Genomic DNA, 15,496 nt, shown 5'->3' on the forward strand with positions numbered 1-15,496 from the left:
GAGAATGCCGCTCGCGGTTCGCGCGGTCTCGGCAGCGCCCGCATTCGGCGCCGCACCATCGGGCAGACAGCAGTTCAGCCGCAAGAAGCTGGTCCAACGGACCGAGCGGCGGGTTCACCGGACTCGGTCGTACTCCGGGCCGTCGCAACGTTCGATCCACCACCATCCGCCCGCCAGCTCCATTGTGGGGCACACCGGAATTCCGACGCTGTTGTACGGCCCCGGCTCCGGGGTGCCGACGAAATGACCGTAACCGTAGGTGTGGTCCGCGATGTCGATGTAGTCGGCGGCGTATCGGACCGGTGCTCCATTGCTGTAGCCGAGGTTCGCGATAGGGATCGCGCCGCAGCGGCAGCGCTCGTCGCCGACGACGCTCATATCACCGACGCCGGACACGACTACCTCGGGATCGCCGAAATCCGGGTATGGCTGGACCGAGTTGCCGGCGAATACACCTGCCGCGATCTCGGCGCCGACACCGAAATCGCCGACGGCCTGGTGGGCGACCACCGGACATCGGCCTTCGCCGACATCGAGCTCATACGCCACCCCGTCAACTCGGCCGTAGCGATCGAGCACCGCGCCGGTAGTGGTCTACCTCACCCGACGTGGCGGCGAAATCGCAGGTAACGGCAGACTGGAGCCAATGAGATCCTGGCAACCGGCACCGAGCGCCGATACCGACCCCCCGGGTAATGCGAGCCCGGTCACCGTCGACGACGTACGTGCGCTCCGCGACCAGTTCTTCGACTTCATGCTCGGCTACAAGTTCGCGATCGACGAGATCACCACCAAGATCAACATCTTGCGCGAGGATTTCAACAGCACCCACGAATACAATCCCATCGAACACGTCGGATCACGACTCAAATCCCCCGAAAGCGTGATGGAGAAGATCCAGCGCAAGAACTACCCGATGACCCTGGCCTCCATCCGGGAGAACATCCTCGATATCGCCGGAGTCCGAGTCGTGTGCAGCTTCATCTCCGATATCACCGAGATAAGAGACATGCTCGCCGGACAGGAAGACATCACCGTCCTGGAAGAACGCGACTACATCACCCACCGCAAACCGAACGGCTACCAGAGCCTGCACCTGATCGTATCGATCCCGGTCTTCCGCTCCCACCGCACCGAACACATGCCGGTCGAAATTCAGATCCGAACCATCGCCATGGACTTCTGGGCCAGCCTCGAACACAAGATCTACTACAAATACCGCGGTGAGGTCCCGCCGAACCTCCGTAGCGACCTGACCCAAGCCGCCCGAGTCGCCACCCAGCTCGACGAAAAAATGGAAGCCCTGCACCGCCAGGTCGACCGCACCGAGCGCACCCAGGCCGGCCCGTCCGAGACGCTGGACCTCAGCCGCCTGTACAACAGCCTCACGAGAGACACCTCATCCGGTGGCCGGCGCAGTGACACCACCCCACACGATCGCTCTCCTGAGCTGTAGACGAGCCGGCCCGACGAGTAGGTCGGCAGGAACTGGAACCCCTCCGTAGGCCATACGACCATTACGGCTCGAGCGCCGCGAGATCACCCCGGTGCACCGTGCAGCCGGAATTACGTTCATCACAATCTTCGCTCGGCGCTCGACTCATTGGGGTGAACACTGGTTCACTCAGCGGGGTGAACACTCGTTCACCCCGAACGAAAGGGTTCTTGTGTGAGCGCGCAAGACCGTGTCACAAAGTCCGAAGGCGCACGGAGTTGGACCGTGATGGCGACCTTGGCGCTCACCGGCACCGTCGTCTCCCTCCAGCAAACACTCGTCCTCCCGCTCTTGCCCGATCTGCCCGGCCTCCTGAACACCACCGCCGATAACGCGTCGTGGCTGGTGACCGCGACTTTGCTTTTCGGTGCGGTCTCGATTCCCACCGTCACCAGGCTCGCCGATATGTTCGGCAAGAAGCGGATGATGATGGTCGCACTCGCCATCATGGTGCTCGGTTCGGTCCTCGGCGCGGTCAGCACCGACCTCATACTGATAATCATCGCTCGCGCGATGCAGGGTGTCGGGCTTTCCCTCATACCCGTAGGTATAGCGATTCTTCGGGACGAGCTGCCTCGCGATCGCATGCCGCTCGGGGTAGCACTGATGAGTGCCAGTCTGGCGATCGGTTCCGGTGCGGGGCTCCCCTTATCCGGTCTGATAGCGGCGCATTTGGACTGGCATGCCATATTCTGGGTCACCGGAGTCGTGGGAGTTGTCGTCCTTACCGCCGTCTGGCGGGTGATCCGCGAGTCTCCGGTCAAGACCGGCGGGTCGTTCGACTATCGGGGCGCGGTCATCGGATCGGTCGCCCTGACAGCGGTGATGCTCGCGTTGTCCAAAGGGGCACATTGGGGCTGGACCTCGGGCACCACTCTCACCATTATCGGCGTAGGCACAGCTCTTTTGATCGCATGGGTGCCGCTCGAACTTCGAGTCCGAAATCCGCTCGTCAATGTCCGAATCGCTGCCCGCCCGGCAATCGTGCTGGCGAACGCGGCCTCACTGCTGCTGGGCTTCGCCATGTTCGCGAATATGCTCGTCACCACCCAATTGCTCCAACTGCCGGTGAGTTCGGGTTACGGGCTCGGATACGACATAGTGAACACCGGGCTGTGGATGGCGCCGATCGCGTTGGTCTTCGGCGCGATGGCGCCGGTGTCTGCAAAGATCATCCGCCGATACGGCCCGGTGGCGACACTGCTGGCCGGAACGCTCCTGATGGCCGGCTCTTATGTGGCTCGCGTGTATCTCAGCGACAATCTCTGGCAGATAGTCGTCGGCTCGGTGCTGGTGGCCGCCGGAACATCGATGACCTACGCTGCCCTCCCCACATTGATAATGCGCGCCGTTCCTCTTACGGAATCGGCGTCGGCAAATGGACTGAACACCCTACTGCGGTACATCGGCACGGCCCTGTCCAGCGCAGTCATGGCCGCGGTGGCCACCATGAGTACGATCCGAGTCGCTGACGAGGTATTCCCCAGCTTCCAGGCCTTCACCGTGCTGTTCTGGGTTTCCGCAGGTGCCTGCTTCGCCACAGCGATCATTGCGTTGGCCATGACCAAACTTCGGGAGATACCGGACGAGAGCACCGAGGAACTCGACAAATCCGCGCATTCGCATGAGGCGGTGGCCGGCGGGAAAGTGCTGAACCAGTCGGAGCGCCCGATCGGTCACGCGGTCGTCACAGTGTTCACACCGTCTGCAGACCACGTCGATTGGAGTCAGGTGGACTCGGCGGGCCACTTCTCGGTCGCCGTTCCCGGCCCGGGCCGCTACCTGCTGGTCACCGCAGCCGACGGATGGACACCGGACTCTCGCCTGGTAGACATCGACACCGGTGGCAGAATCGATGCGATAGTGCTGAAGGAACGGCTGATGATGGCGGGCACAGTGGTCGATGCGAGCGGGCCGGTACACGGTGTCAATGTGGTACTCACCCGGCAATCGGGCGAAGCCGTCGGGACGACCAAGACCGGTGCGATCGGAGACTACCAATTGCCCCTTCCTCAGAACGGGAGATACATCATCACCGCGTTCACGAATTCCTCGTCCACCGCACGCGCAATCACGATCTTGGGCTCAGCTCGTAACTTCGATATCGAGCTTCCCGAGCCCTCCGCGCAGATATCGGCTACACCGCACGCCGACGCGGTATCCGCGCGGTGACCCGAGCCAGGGATGCCGCGCTGGCAGCGGCGGCGAAACTGTTCGCGGAGCGCGGATACCGCCACGTGACCATCCGCGATATCGCGCTGGCCGCAGAGCTGTCACCCGCAATGGTGATGAAAGCGGTGGGAAGCAAGGAGAAACTCTTCCACGAGGTGGCCGAGGTGCAGCCACTCGAGCTTGCCGGAATACCTGACGAAGAACTCGGCCGAGCCCTGGTCCGAAACATCATCGAACGCAGACGGACGAACGCGGTGGAACCAATGGGACGCGCGATCATGCTGCGGCTCACCGCCCCCGATCCCGACACGATTCAAGAGAAGTTCACCAGTGGCTACTTCGATGCGCTGGCCGAAAGGCTCGGCGGTGGTGACGACGCCGAGTTGAGGTCCGAGCTGGCAGTAGGTGCGCTGATGGGCCTCGCCGCTGCTCTGCGAATCTTCGAGGCCCCCCACTCTGCCGCACATTCTGATCAGGTGTTGCTGCGTTTCGGCGATATCGTCCAGAAGCTGCTGGACGGAGACGACCGAGGCAGCACATCGGCGCATACGACCGCTCAGGATGGCCACGTCCCCGGCTCGTGATCTCCCGAACCCCATCGAGTCCGTGAACCGACAGGCCCCACAGCGTCCGGCCGATCCGCGGATAGGCCCGGGCGTTGCACCACGCGCGCGTCATCAGCCACAGATTCACGGGGAGGGCGGGCTCGGTCGGTCAACGGAGATTCTTCACGAGACCCCGGCCGTACAGTGGCGGATGGACACGCTGACCAGCCGGTTCAGGGCATGGAAGGGGAACGGCGGCGGGCGCAGCACGTCGACGATGAGGACCACGCGCAGATCGTCCGCGTCGTTGCGGACCTCGTGCCCCAGCTGTCGTCGAAGAGGATGCTTTCCCGCTCGCTGGATCCGGCACTGCGATGTTCGCTGATGTCAAGCCGAATGAAGCGTTATCACCGTGATTTCGCTGGGTGCGAAGATACGGAAAGGAGGACCCCAGAAGCCGGAGCCCCTGCTCGTGTACAGCTGTGTCCGTGCACCGTGGCGGCTCAACCCGTGAACGGTGGGCTGATCGAGGCGGACCAGGAAGTTGAACGGCCAGATCTGCCCACCGTGGGTGTGGCCGGCGATCTGAAGGTCGACACCGGCAGCCTCGGACTCGAAGACCTGCTTGGGTTGATGCGCGAGCATGAGCACCGGAAGCCCGGGATCGACTCCCGCCAGAGCATCGTCGAAGTTCGCGCCGTGACCACTCAGTTTCGCGGACTTCGCAGTGGCATCGTCGACCCCCGCGACGACGAGCCGGTCACCGCCGCGCTCGACGACGATGTGATCGTTGTGCAGAGTTTTCCAGCCGATCGAATCCATGTAGTCGAGCCAGCCCTGCGCCTCCCCGAGGTACTCGTGATTGCCGGTGACATAGACCCTGGCGAGCCCGGCATCCATGGTGGCGAGCGGGGCCGCCTGCACACGTCGTTGTTCGACGGTGCCGTCGGCGATATCACCGACGTGGGCAACGATGTCGGGACGTAATTCGTTCACAGCCGCGGCGACTCCGAGCGACCACTTCGTCCGGTTGATCGGGCCGAAATGCGTATCGGTGACGGCGACGACTCGGGTGCCGTCCAGGCCGCGGCCGAGTCGTGGCAGGGTGACGTCCACATATTTGATTCGAGGAATTCGCATGGCCTCCCGATTGCCCCAGATCAAGAGAACCGCGGTCACGAGAACGACCGCTGTGGCGACCGAACGTGAGCGAACCGGGTCCGCCACCCCCATCGAGCCGAGTGCGAGGCGCGCGATATTGCCGAGCACCGACCACACGAAGAGCACCCAGATAATTCCCAGGACGGAGTCGCCGATCAGGCCGGCCCAATCGAGATGCCGTCGGCCGTGGCTCGAGACAAGTGTCACGGGCAGGCCCACGAGAGTGATCACGAAGGCCGCTGTTCCCAGTGCGACTATGGCTGTCGGCCACTGTGTCCCGGATATCACCAGCGTCCACCAGGGGACGGCGAAAAGGATCAGCAGAACGGAGACGAGCGTCGTAGCGATCGCGACTACACGCAGGGGTCTGTGTATCGTGCGCGAATCTGATCGGGTCGTCGTTTCTGGCAACGGAGTGCTCACCACCTCGATCCTAAATCAGTTCTCGAGGCTCTCGAATGAGCACGGCGAATAGTCGGCCAGCAGATCCTGCCTCCGCCTGTCACCGACTGCGCCGATCGCGTCGAGGTGGCGTGAAAGCAGGCCGATAGGCGACGATGGCACAGCAGGAACGGGGAGGCTCCCGAGATCGAGATCGCGTAGGAACCGTCAGGGTCGCCGGTCCCGCCGCGCCTGCCCACCGAACCACCCTCCATCGACGTGTCGAACCAGCGAAACCATAGGTCGCGCAGCGCAATCCTGACTTCGTCCTTGCTAGTTTGTCGGTGCAACAAATCTGGACCGCTGCCGCGGGCCGGTCCCAACAGGACGGAAGACGAGGTCGATGCCGGAAACGATCTATTCGAACGATCGCCATTTGGTCGGGCGTGGCTTTGCCGACATCACCGGAGAACCGGCCGAGGTCGGCATGCTCGGCTACGGTAAGGCCGATCAGAAGACCACCGGAATACACCTCCGGTTGCGCGCACGCGCCTTCGTCTTCGCGGACCCGATCGTCGATCGGCGGGTGCTGCTGATCGTGAGTGAGCTGCCTCTGGTCTTTTCCAGCATCACCCAGGAGGTGTTGCGCCGCCTGGGTGAGAGCTTCGGCGACACCTACACCGAGTCCAACGTGATGCTCACCGCAACCCACACCCACTGCGGGCCCGGCGGCTATTCGCACCACCGGTTGTACAACAGCTCGACCGGGTTCCGCCCCAAGACCTTCGCGGCCATCGTCGACGGGATCGTCGAGGCGGTCGAGCGAGCGCACGAGGATCTCGCACCGGCAACCCTGCGCCTGATACACGGCGAGCTGCGCGAGGCCAGCGTCAATCGCGCGCGTGCGGCATTCGACCGAAATCCGCAGGAGGACAGGGACTATTTCCCGGACGCCGTCGACCCACAGACGACCCTGCTACGCATCGATCGCGAGGGCGAACCGGTCGGCGCCATCAACTGGTTCGCCACGCACGGCACGTCGCTGACCAACCGAAACACGCTGATCAGCGGCGACAACAAGGGATACGCGGCCTATCACTGGGAGCATGTGGTCGAAGGCGTGGACTATCTCGCGGACCCGGATCCCGACTTCGTCGCGGCCTTCGCACAGACCAACGCCGGTGATATGTCACCCAACCTGGACGGCAGGCCCGGTCACGGCCCTACCGGCGACGAGTTCGACAACGCCCGGATCCTCGGCCTGCGCCAATACGAGGCCGCGGCGAAACTCGGAGCGGGGTACATACCTCGAATGGCCGGCAGCGTCGATTACCGCTTCGTACATGTCGATCTGTCCGCGGTGACCGTGTCCGCGGAGTTCACCGGAGACGGGCGCGAGCACCGCACCGGCAGTCCTGCCGGGGGTGCGGCCGCCTTCGCCGGCGCGGAGTACGACGGGCCCACCCACTGGAAGACCTTTCACGAAGGCCGTAATCCGGGCTGGGATCTGCTGTCGCGGTTGGCGTACCGATTCGCGCCCGCACTGCGGGACGCGCAGGCGCCCAAAGCGATCGTCGCTCCGGGCAGACTGCTCAACCGGTTCGGGCCGTACGTGCAAGAGATCGTTCCGGTACAACTCATCCAGATCGGCGAGCTGTATCTGCTCGGCATTCCGGGCGAGGTGACGATCACCGCCGGCCTGCGGTTGCGGCGCACGGTGGCGGCCGCCCTCGGCGCCGAGCTGGCCAATGTCCTGGTCGCCGGATACAGCAACGCCTATATGCATTACGTCACAACTCCTGAGGAGTACGACGCACAGCACTACGAAGGCGCGAGTACCTTGTTCGGCCGATGGGAGCTGCCGGCCCTGCAGCAGATAGCGGCGCAGCTCGCGACCGCGATGCACGACGGCGACACCGTACCGTCCGGTACCACGGCGCCCGATCTGGCGGAGCGGCAGCGACCTGCGGAAATAGCACCACCGCCGGACTTTCCGCCGGCGGGAAAGCAGTTCGGCGACGTGCTCACCGAGCCGGAACCGGCGTATCGCGCCGGGGAGCCAGTGAACGTCGAGTTCGCCGGGGCGCACCCCAACCACGACCTACATCGCGGCAGCACTTACCTCATGGTGCAGCGGCGCGACGAGAAGCGCTGGCGGACGATCGCCGGCGACGGCGACTGGGCGACCACCTTCAGCTGGTCGCGTGGCCCCGCATCGAGCTCGCGAATCACCATCGTCTGGCACAGCCCGGCCGACGCAACACCCGGCAGCTACCGGATCCGGTACTTCGGCGACGCCGTGCAGCTCAGCGGCGACCGTGTCCCCATCAGCGGCACGTCGCCCGAGTTCCAGATCCACGGCGAGGACTGAACTGGCCACAGGCGGACACCACCACTCCGTCCCAGGGGCTCTCGAGACTGGCGCGAGAGTTCTTCCTCTGCTCGGGAAGCGGATGTTCTGCCTCTCGAACCGCACCCGCAGCGGGATGCGAACGGGCGCGGGAAGGACGAACGCCCGAAGGCTGCGTCTCGGGGGATCCTGCGAGGGCTGCGTGCGTAGGTCGAGCAGTGGGCGGGCGCGCCGGTTCCGGGGGTAGGTGGGCGTGATCCGCGTAAAGGCGGTTCGCCGGCTGTTCGGACCTGGTACTCCAGTTCGATATGCGCCAGTACTGCGGTTCGATGTGTGCGCGGACTTCGGATTCCTATCGTCGGCTCATGCGTATCCGAGCCTTCGCTGTGCTGGTCTGCACAGCAGTGGTATTCCTTTCTGCCTGCACGACGAGCCCGGCAGCGCCCGCTACTGTGCCTTCAGCCGCAGACGCGCGTCTGGATATTGTGCGCGGTGACCTCGAAGCGCTGGTCGGCTCGGGTGCTGTCGGCGCCGTCGCCACGCTGACCGAGAACGGTGCGACCACGGTCGTGGCATCCGGTCTGGCCGATATCGCGGCGGGTACTTCCATCCCTACCGAGGTTCCTCAGTATGTCCGGGCCGGTAGCATCACCAAGTCCTTCACCGCCGCGATCGTGCTGCAGTTGGTAGCCGCGCAACGGATCGATCTCGATCGGTCGATCGAGGCGTATCTACCCGGCCTGCTCACCGGTGCCGGCCTGGACAGGAACGCCATCACGGTCCGCCGGATTCTGGGCCATCGAAGCGGGCTACCCGAGCCGGCCCGCTCCTGGGAGACGAACGAGTACGCGGCGGCACAGGAAGGCCGTACCTACACCCCGGCGCAGGAGATCGCACTCGCCTTGCGGTCTCCCGCGCGGTTCGCTCCCGGTGCCGGGTTCGAGTACTCGAACACCAACTACATTGTCGCCGGCATGCTGGTCGAGGCGGTGACCGGGCATCGCTACGCCGACGAGTTGCGCGACCGCATTCTGGTGCCGCTGAGCCTGTCGGGTACCTATCTGCCGGCCACCGGGGAAACCGGCCTGCGCGACCCGCATCCGACCGGTTATGCCACCGTCGGCGGCGCCCTCACCGACACGACACGCATGGAGCCGTCGCTGCCGTGGGCATCAGGCGCGCTGGTCAGCACCGGCGCGGACCTGAACCGGTTCTTCACCGCGTTGCAGACCGGTCAGTTGGTGCCGGATACCGTCTTGCAGCAGATGCTCGACGGGAGCGATATGGGCCACGGTGACGGCATGTTCTACGGGCTCGGCGTCGGATACACCCGGCTACCGTGCGGCGCGCAATTCGTGGGCAATGTCGGTGGCGTTCAAGGCTTCTCCGCTGTCTCCGGTGCCACCGCGGGCGGGCGCGCGGTCACCGTCTCCTACACCGGCACCCCCTCCACTGTGGATATCGGCGACTTGCTCACCCACGCATTGTGTGGGTGAGCGGTGGCTCAGCTGAAATTTCCGTATCCTGCTCGGTGCCGCCGGACGGGGGCGCGGGCTGGGTACCGAGGCCACGCGTCTGATCGTCGGTTACGGCTTCGAGCGGCTCGGCCTGCACCGGATTTCACTGGAGGGTCTATGCCTTCGATCCGCGTGGCGGTGATGTCTACAAGAAGGTCGGCTTTCGCACGGCACGGCCGCCGGCCACAGACCATCGGGCACAAGTCGGCGCGCGAGATGCCCCGCCATGGATCCAGGCCGCAGCCGCGCGCCCGGCACGCTCGCTGGTCAGGCTCGATCGGCGTGTTCGCGGCGAGCGGCATCGCCTACGGCCCGAGGGCGAGTCGTGGAAATATCCCAGAAGTCGGCGTAGCGGCCGCCCCGGTCCAGCAGGTCGTGGTGAGTGCCTTCTTCCGCGATCCGGCCGTGGTCGAGGAAGACGACGCGGTCGGCGGTTCGGACGGTGTGTACGCGATGGGCCACGGTCACCACTGTGCGGCCGGCCATCAGTCGTTCGATGCCGTGGTGGATCGCGGCTTCGTTGACCGGGTCCAGAGCGGAGGTGACCTCGTCGAGTAGGACGATGGGAGCGTTTTTCAGGAGAGCGCGGGCTATCGATACGCGTTGGCGTTCGCCGCCCGAAAGCAGTGTGCCGCCTTCTCCGACGTCGGCGTTCCAGCCGCCGGGGAGCCGTTCGATCACCTCGTCCAGGCGGGCCGCTGTTGCCGCGGCGCGGATTTCGGCGTCGGTGGCGTCGGGACGGCCGAGGCGGATGTTGTCCTCGATCGTGCCGTCGAAGAGGTAGACCTTCTGGAAGACGACGGCGATCTGCGCCATCAAAGTGCTGGTGTCGATGTCGCGCACGTCGACGCCCCCGACGCGAACCGCACCCTTGCTCACCTCGTGGAACCGCGCCAGTAGTTGGAGCAGGGTGCTCTTGCCCGCACCGGAAGGGCCGACGATCGCCACCTTCTGACCTTGCGGCACGGTAAGCGTCAGATCGTCGATCACCAGGCGGTCGCCGTGCAGGAAAGCGACGGCGTCGAACTCCAGGTCGTAGCGGCGCGGCTGGATCGGGGCACTGGGCTCCGGCAGGGGCTCGGTGCGCAACAGGGCATCCAGCCGGGTCAGTTGGGCTCGCGCACCGCGGAGTCGGCCGCCGATATCGGCCAGCGACAGCAGGGGCTCGGCGCAGCGGGCCGCCAGCACCAGGATCGCCAGGACCTCGGGTGTGCCGATGTTCCCGCCCAGCGCGAGATAGGCGCCCATGGCCAGCAGCACGGTGAACGTCGCCTGCACGGTGAGCGTCAATCCGACGACGCCGGGCAGGGCCGATAGCGCCGACCGGCGCGAAGCGCGTTGGATTCCGCGTAGTGAGTCGTCCAGCATGTCGAAACGTTCGGTGGTGCGCCCGCCGGTCCGCAGCACCGGCTGGGCTTGCAGGTATTCGATGACCCGGCCGGTGGCAAGCTGGTCACGTTCGTGGCGTTCGGCGTCGGCAGCGGCCATCGCGCGTCCCGTCCAGCTCTGGATCGCCGCCACAAGCGGGACGGCCATCAGTGCGGCCAGCCCCAGCTTCCAGTTGAACACCAGCATCACCACGACGATCATCAGCGGGGTCACCGAGGCCGCCACGAACGGAGCCAGCAGGTGCGCGATCACGCTCATCGCTTCCAGAACGCCCCGGCTGGCGAGCACCGACACTTCGCCGACGCGGTCGGATCCGTACCAGCCCATGGGCAGCCGGGCCAGATGGTCGCCGAGCCGGTGATAGGTGCCGCGCAGCAGCGTGGTTCCGGCGCGGAAACCGACCAGATCGCTGATGTAGCGCAACGCGGCGTAGACCGCGACCGCGGTCCCGAATGCGATGAGCCAGGGCCGAGCGTTTCCGGGATCGCTCCCGAACAGCTCCCGGAGCACCGGGACCAGCAGGGCGTAGGACAGGCCCTCCACGACCGCGGTGGTGGTCATCAGGGCCACGGTCCGACGCACGGGGCCGGCGTACTGATCGCCCAGCACGCGCAACAGCATTCGGATCATCACAGCTCGTTTCCTCGGTGGGATCGCCAGAACGCGGCGAACTTGCCCTGGCCGGCCAGCAGTTGCGCGGGTGCGCCGCTCTCCGCGATCACCCCGTCCTCCACCAAGACGACAACGTCGGCATCGGCGATGGTCTCCAGCCGGTGGGCGATTACGAGGATCGTCCGGTCGCCCTGCAGACTCGCCAGGGCGCGACGCACCGCCTGTTCGGTCTGCGGGTCCGCGAATGCGGTCGCCTCGTCCAGCACCAGAACGGGGGTGTCCGCCAGCAGCGCGCGGGCGAGCGCGAGGCGCTGTGCTTCGCCGCCCGATAGCCCGGCCTCCTCGCCGAGCACTGTCTCGTAGCCGTGCGGCAGCTCCAGGATCCGGTGGTGAATGCCCGCCAGCCGGGCGGCGCGGACCACCTGCTCACGGTCGGCGTGCGGGACCGCCAGCGCGATGTTGTCGGCCATCGAAGTACGTAGCAGCCGCACATCCTGGAAGACGAAGGAGATCGCTCGATACAACTCGCGACTGCCGATCTCGCGCAGGTCGACACCGCCCAGGGTGATCGTGCCGCGCGTCGGGTCGAAAAACCGCGGAAGTAGCTGGACAAGGGTGGATTTGCCACTACCCGACGGTCCCACGAGCGCGGTGACCGTGCCCGGCTCGAGCACCAGGTCGATTCCGCGCAACACCTCGCGGTCGGCGCCGTAGGCGAACCGGACACCGCGCAATTCCACCCGATGTCCGCGCGGCGCGACCGGGCGGACAGGTTCGGGCAGCGGCTCGACATCGAGCACGTCCCGGATCCGGCTGACCGCGCGCCCGGCGGCCTGCATATCGTCGAAACCGTGGCCGAGCGCCGCAACCGGGGCGGTCAGCCCCAGCCCGAGCAGCAGGAACGGCAGCAGATCAACAGCAGCCATCCCGCCGCTGGTGATCAGAATCGTGCCACCGAGCAGCACGACCAGCAGCACGAACGGCGGCGACAGCGCCAGCTGCATCCCGGCCGCGACCGGGGAAAGGCCCCGTGCCCAGCGCAGGAAGGTATCGGCGAATTCGTCCACCGCCCACCGGAACCGGTGGTGCGCGCGGTCTCCACCACCGAAAGCCTTGACCACCGCGATGCCCTGCACGAATTCCACGACCGAATCGGCGATCCGGCCCATCGCCGCATCGAAATCGCGCTGCTCGCGCTGCCGGGCCGGAGCCATCATCAATGGAACCAGCGCCACCGCCAGCAATACCGGAATCAGCGTGATCAGCGTGAGCCGCCAGTCGACGGTGAACAAGTAAACCAGCGACCCCAGCGGCACCACGAACGCCGACACCAGCTCTGCGGGCGCATGGGCGATGAACGGATGCAGCGCGGCGACATCCTCTCCCACCACCTTGGCCAGCTCCCCCGTCCGGCGCTGGGAGAACCAGCCGATCGGTACACGCCCGAGGCGAGCGGCCAACTGCCGCTGGAACGATAGCTGCACCCGACCATCGACCAAGTGCCCGAGCCCGGATGAAGCGGCGGTGAACAGGAGCCGGACGAACAGTCCGCCCACCCCCACAACAACCACGCACCAGGCACGACCGTCGTCGATCGGACCGGTCGACAGCAGCACGCGCCCCAACTCGACCACCGCCAGCAACGGCGCCAAACCTGCGACAGCGCCGATGACCTGCAGGACGACTACCGCGGAGAAACTCCAGGCATGGGGGCGTAGGAGCGCCGCGAAGCTCTGTTGCTCGGCGCGGACGGGATCCGGACGGCCGGATTGATTCCTCGCCTCGGCAAGATCGGTCGTGATCATCGTGCTCCCGTCTCGGACGGCTCGGCTCGATGTGGACTGCCGGGACGGTCGTGGCGGCCGGGTCGGTGCATGGCCGGAGTCCTTCCAGGTGAGTTCGGTGGGTGGATTCGACGGCGGGTAGGCGCCGGCGGCCGCGCAGCCCCCGAGTCCACGTGAGCTGGGCGAGCCACGCGCACCATCGAGAAAGTCACTGTCTCCAAGGAAGGACTTTAGAGGCGCGATTTCAGACAGTCAATGTCTGAACGACAGCAACGTTCTTCAGAAAGTCACTTCCTGATACTCTTCCCATATGACGGGACTTCGCGAGCGCTGGCGACTCAGGGCCATGCACACCATCCAGGAACGCGCCCTCGATCTGTTCGACGAGAAGGGGTTCGGCGCAGTCACGATCGAGGAGATCGCGGCCGCGGCCGAAGTCTCACCATCGACGGTCTACCGTCTTTTCGGCACGAAGGAAGGGATCATCGTCGCCGACGAGTTCGACACCATGAGCGCGGAAGAACTCGAAGGCATCGTCGATCCGCACGATCCCATCGGCAGCCTGCTCCGCTCCGTGCGCGCTGATGAATCCACACCGGAGCACACCCCCGACTCCCAGAACGCGGGCGCTCCGCCCGACACTGGTCCGTGGCGCAGGGTCCGCTATCACTTCACCGAACCATCGGTTCGCATGGCCGCCTGCGCCTCGGCCGACCGCACCAGCCAGCGGCTCACCCCGTTGATCGCGTCGACCGGAAACCTGACCGAAACGCAGGCCCGCGTGGCCACCAACGCCCTTGTGTTCGGCTACTTCGCCGCGCTCGAACAGTGGTACCTCGACGGCGGCAACCGCCCCATTGCCGACTACGTCGAAGACGGCATGCGGCCGCTACGCGGCATCTGGCCATCGTCTGCCGACTACGGAGATTCCGCGTAGCAACTGGTCGGATCGCCGCCTCACGCGATGGCGCTGCAGTGATCAATGTGGACCTTCGCGGGTTCGATTTCGCCGGCCATGGGGCCGGGGTTGCCGGCCTGTTACCGACGGCTGCTCACTCGGCAGTCAGCAGCGGTCGCGGCGGGCCGGCACCCTCGGCCGGGGGCTGGTTCGCGGGCGCCCCGCCCCCGCGTCTCGCACACGCGGCCAGCGGCAGTACTTCCGCTGGCCGAGGAACCCCGCCGGACGCCCGGACAAGCTGTTTTAGCAGATAGATCGCTTATAGGGGCGCAATACGCGGATCGAACAGCAACCTGCCACGGTCGAGGAACCGCACTTTGTTACCTGATAGAAACAGGTATGTCCCGGGTCATTCGACCGTCGCGCAGTAACGCCGGACACAGCCACGGTGGAGAAAACGTCGGAACCATTTCGCGAGGGTCTGCATGTATCAACCTGGTTCAGAGAGCACCAGCCGCATCCGCGGCGGCAACCCACAGTCCGCGGGAGACACGTTGATGATCCGCAGGTGTGCACATTGTGACAAATTGTTCGCACCGCTGACCATCGAATGTTCATCGTGCGCCTCCGACAGTCTCGACTGGGTGCCGTCGTCCGGTATCGGTTCGATCCTGTCGTGGCGGGTGGTGGACCGGGCCGTGGCCGGCGTGGGCGGCGGGCCGATGCCACTGACCATCGCCATCGTCGAACTCGACGAAGGCCCGTGGGTCTACACCTCCATCGAGGGGGACGTCCCCTTGTGGTCGAGCCGTCCGGTGCGGGTGCGATTCCAGCCGCAACCCCGCGAGGACAGGTTTCCGGTCTTCGCCGTCAGTTCCGATCCCGAGATCCCGACAAGTGGGTAGCGGACGGACAACGGTGCCGACGAAAACGGAGAGGTCAACCCTCCCGTCACCCGACCGGCAGAATGACGACCGCGCCGATGGCGCCTCGTGGGTCCGTACCTCGTCGCAGCGATGCCATGTTCCGGAGTCCGGTAGTAGATCGCTGGGCCCGGTGCGAAACGATGATCGTTTCCGCGATCCGCTCGGCCCCGTTCGGCGGTGCCACCGCTGAGGAGCTGTTCGTGAATTTCGGGGGTCACCCGGCGGCGGTTCCGGCAGCTGGTGAGTGAGGCACCGAGTTCACGGGG

11 protein-coding genes are annotated in these 15,496 nt (G+C 65.6%); 7 read left to right on the forward strand and 4 right to left on the reverse strand.

The features are described 5' to 3' along the window. Positions 1 to 114 precede the first annotated feature (114 nt). A complete protein-coding gene (locus tag IEY68_RS17260; RefSeq protein WP_058856044.1) occupies positions 115 to 549 on the reverse strand; it encodes a hypothetical protein in 435 nt (144 codons plus the stop codon). A gap of 97 nt (positions 550 to 646) precedes the next feature. Here IEY68_RS17260 and IEY68_RS17265 point away from each other — a divergent pair, with 97 nt between their 5' ends. The 3 genes from IEY68_RS17265 (at position 647) to IEY68_RS17275 (ending at position 4,251) form a co-directional block, all read left to right on the forward strand. Further along, positions 647 to 1,456, forward strand: coding sequence for a GTP pyrophosphokinase (locus IEY68_RS17265; protein WP_082681521.1), 810 nt, complete (start codon positions 647 to 649; stop codon positions 1,454 to 1,456). Between the two features lie 267 nt (positions 1,457 to 1,723). Continuing rightward, positions 1,724 to 3,667 carry an MFS transporter gene (locus IEY68_RS17270; protein WP_058856045.1) on the forward strand — a complete coding sequence of 648 codons (1,944 nt, stop codon included), beginning with the start codon at positions 1,724 to 1,726 and terminating at the stop codon, positions 3,665 to 3,667. Continuing rightward, positions 3,664 to 4,251, forward strand: coding sequence for a TetR/AcrR family transcriptional regulator (locus tag IEY68_RS17275; RefSeq protein ID WP_058856046.1), 588 nt, complete (start codon positions 3,664 to 3,666; stop codon positions 4,249 to 4,251). Before IEY68_RS17270 ends, IEY68_RS17275 begins: the two co-directional genes overlap by 4 nt. Before the next feature lie 348 nt (positions 4,252 to 4,599). Here IEY68_RS17275 and IEY68_RS17280 read toward each other — a convergent pair whose 3' ends face one another. Continuing rightward, on the reverse strand, positions 4,600 to 5,796 hold the full coding sequence (locus tag IEY68_RS17280; protein ID WP_229718837.1) for a metallophosphoesterase: 1,197 nt from the start codon (positions 5,794 to 5,796) through the stop codon (positions 4,600 to 4,602). A 361-nt stretch (positions 5,797 to 6,157) separates the two neighbouring features. On the opposite strand from IEY68_RS17280, the gene IEY68_RS17285 reads away from it, so the two are divergent. Further along, positions 6,158 to 8,125 (forward strand): neutral/alkaline ceramidase, encoded by a 1,968-nt coding sequence (locus tag IEY68_RS17285; protein ID WP_058856047.1) that lies wholly within the window; start codon positions 6,158 to 6,160, stop codon positions 8,123 to 8,125. 344 nt (positions 8,126 to 8,469) lie between these two features. Further along, positions 8,470 to 9,600 (forward strand): serine hydrolase domain-containing protein, encoded by a 1,131-nt coding sequence (locus tag IEY68_RS17290; RefSeq protein WP_058856048.1) that lies wholly within the window; start codon positions 8,470 to 8,472, stop codon positions 9,598 to 9,600. 288 nt (positions 9,601 to 9,888) lie between these two features. Here IEY68_RS17290 and IEY68_RS17295 read toward each other — a convergent pair whose 3' ends face one another. Both IEY68_RS17295 and IEY68_RS17300 read right to left on the reverse strand, forming a co-directional pair. After that, complete coding sequence (locus IEY68_RS17295; protein ID WP_058856049.1) at positions 9,889 to 11,640, reverse strand: ABC transporter ATP-binding protein; 1,752 nt, start codon at positions 11,638 to 11,640, stop codon at positions 9,889 to 9,891. Continuing rightward, the gene (locus tag IEY68_RS17300; RefSeq protein WP_058856050.1) at positions 11,640 to 13,427 is read right to left on the reverse strand and encodes an ABC transporter ATP-binding protein; all 1,788 of its coding nucleotides are present in this window, start codon (positions 13,425 to 13,427) and stop codon (positions 11,640 to 11,642) included. Before IEY68_RS17300 ends, IEY68_RS17295 begins: the two co-directional genes overlap by 1 nt. Positions 13,428 to 13,716: 289 nt before the next feature. Here IEY68_RS17300 and IEY68_RS17305 point away from each other — a divergent pair, with 289 nt between their 5' ends. Together IEY68_RS17305 and IEY68_RS17310 are read left to right on the forward strand one after the other, a co-directional pair. Continuing rightward, on the forward strand, positions 13,717 to 14,343 hold the full coding sequence (locus IEY68_RS17305) for a TetR/AcrR family transcriptional regulator (protein ID WP_058856051.1): 627 nt from the start codon (positions 13,717 to 13,719) through the stop codon (positions 14,341 to 14,343). A 548-nt stretch (positions 14,344 to 14,891) separates the two neighbouring features. Beyond that, positions 14,892 to 15,209 (forward strand): Zn-ribbon domain-containing OB-fold protein, encoded by a 318-nt coding sequence (locus tag IEY68_RS17310; RefSeq protein ID WP_229718838.1) that lies wholly within the window; start codon positions 14,892 to 14,894, stop codon positions 15,207 to 15,209. The last annotated feature ends 287 nt before the right edge of the window (positions 15,210 to 15,496 follow it).

It is taken from the genome of Nocardia jinanensis (assembly GCF_014645735.1).
Lineage (GTDB): Bacteria > Actinomycetota > Actinomycetes > Mycobacteriales > Mycobacteriaceae > Nocardia > Nocardia jinanensis.

Excerpts from the sequence above, each read along its gene's own strand:
- IEY68_RS17295 (WP_058856049.1), bottom strand. The coding sequence starts at position 11,640 with ATGATCCGAATGCTGTTGCGCGTGCTGGGCGATCAGTACGCCGGCCCC.
- IEY68_RS17270 (WP_058856045.1), top strand. The coding sequence starts at position 1,724 with ATGGCGACCTTGGCGCTCACCGGCACCGTCGTCTCCCTCCAGCAAACA.
- IEY68_RS17285 (WP_058856047.1), top strand. The coding sequence starts at position 6,158 with ATGCCGGAAACGATCTATTCGAACGATCGCCATTTGGTCGGGCGTGGC.
- IEY68_RS17305 (WP_058856051.1), top strand. The coding sequence starts at position 13,717 with ATGACGGGACTTCGCGAGCGCTGGCGACTCAGGGCCATGCACACCATC.
- IEY68_RS17290 (WP_058856048.1), top strand. The coding sequence starts at position 8,470 with ATGCGTATCCGAGCCTTCGCTGTGCTGGTCTGCACAGCAGTGGTATTC.
- IEY68_RS17265 (WP_082681521.1), top strand. The coding sequence starts at position 647 with ATGAGATCCTGGCAACCGGCACCGAGCGCCGATACCGACCCCCCGGGT.
- IEY68_RS17300 (WP_058856050.1), bottom strand. The coding sequence starts at position 13,427 with ATGATCACGACCGATCTTGCCGAGGCGAGGAATCAATCCGGCCGTCCG.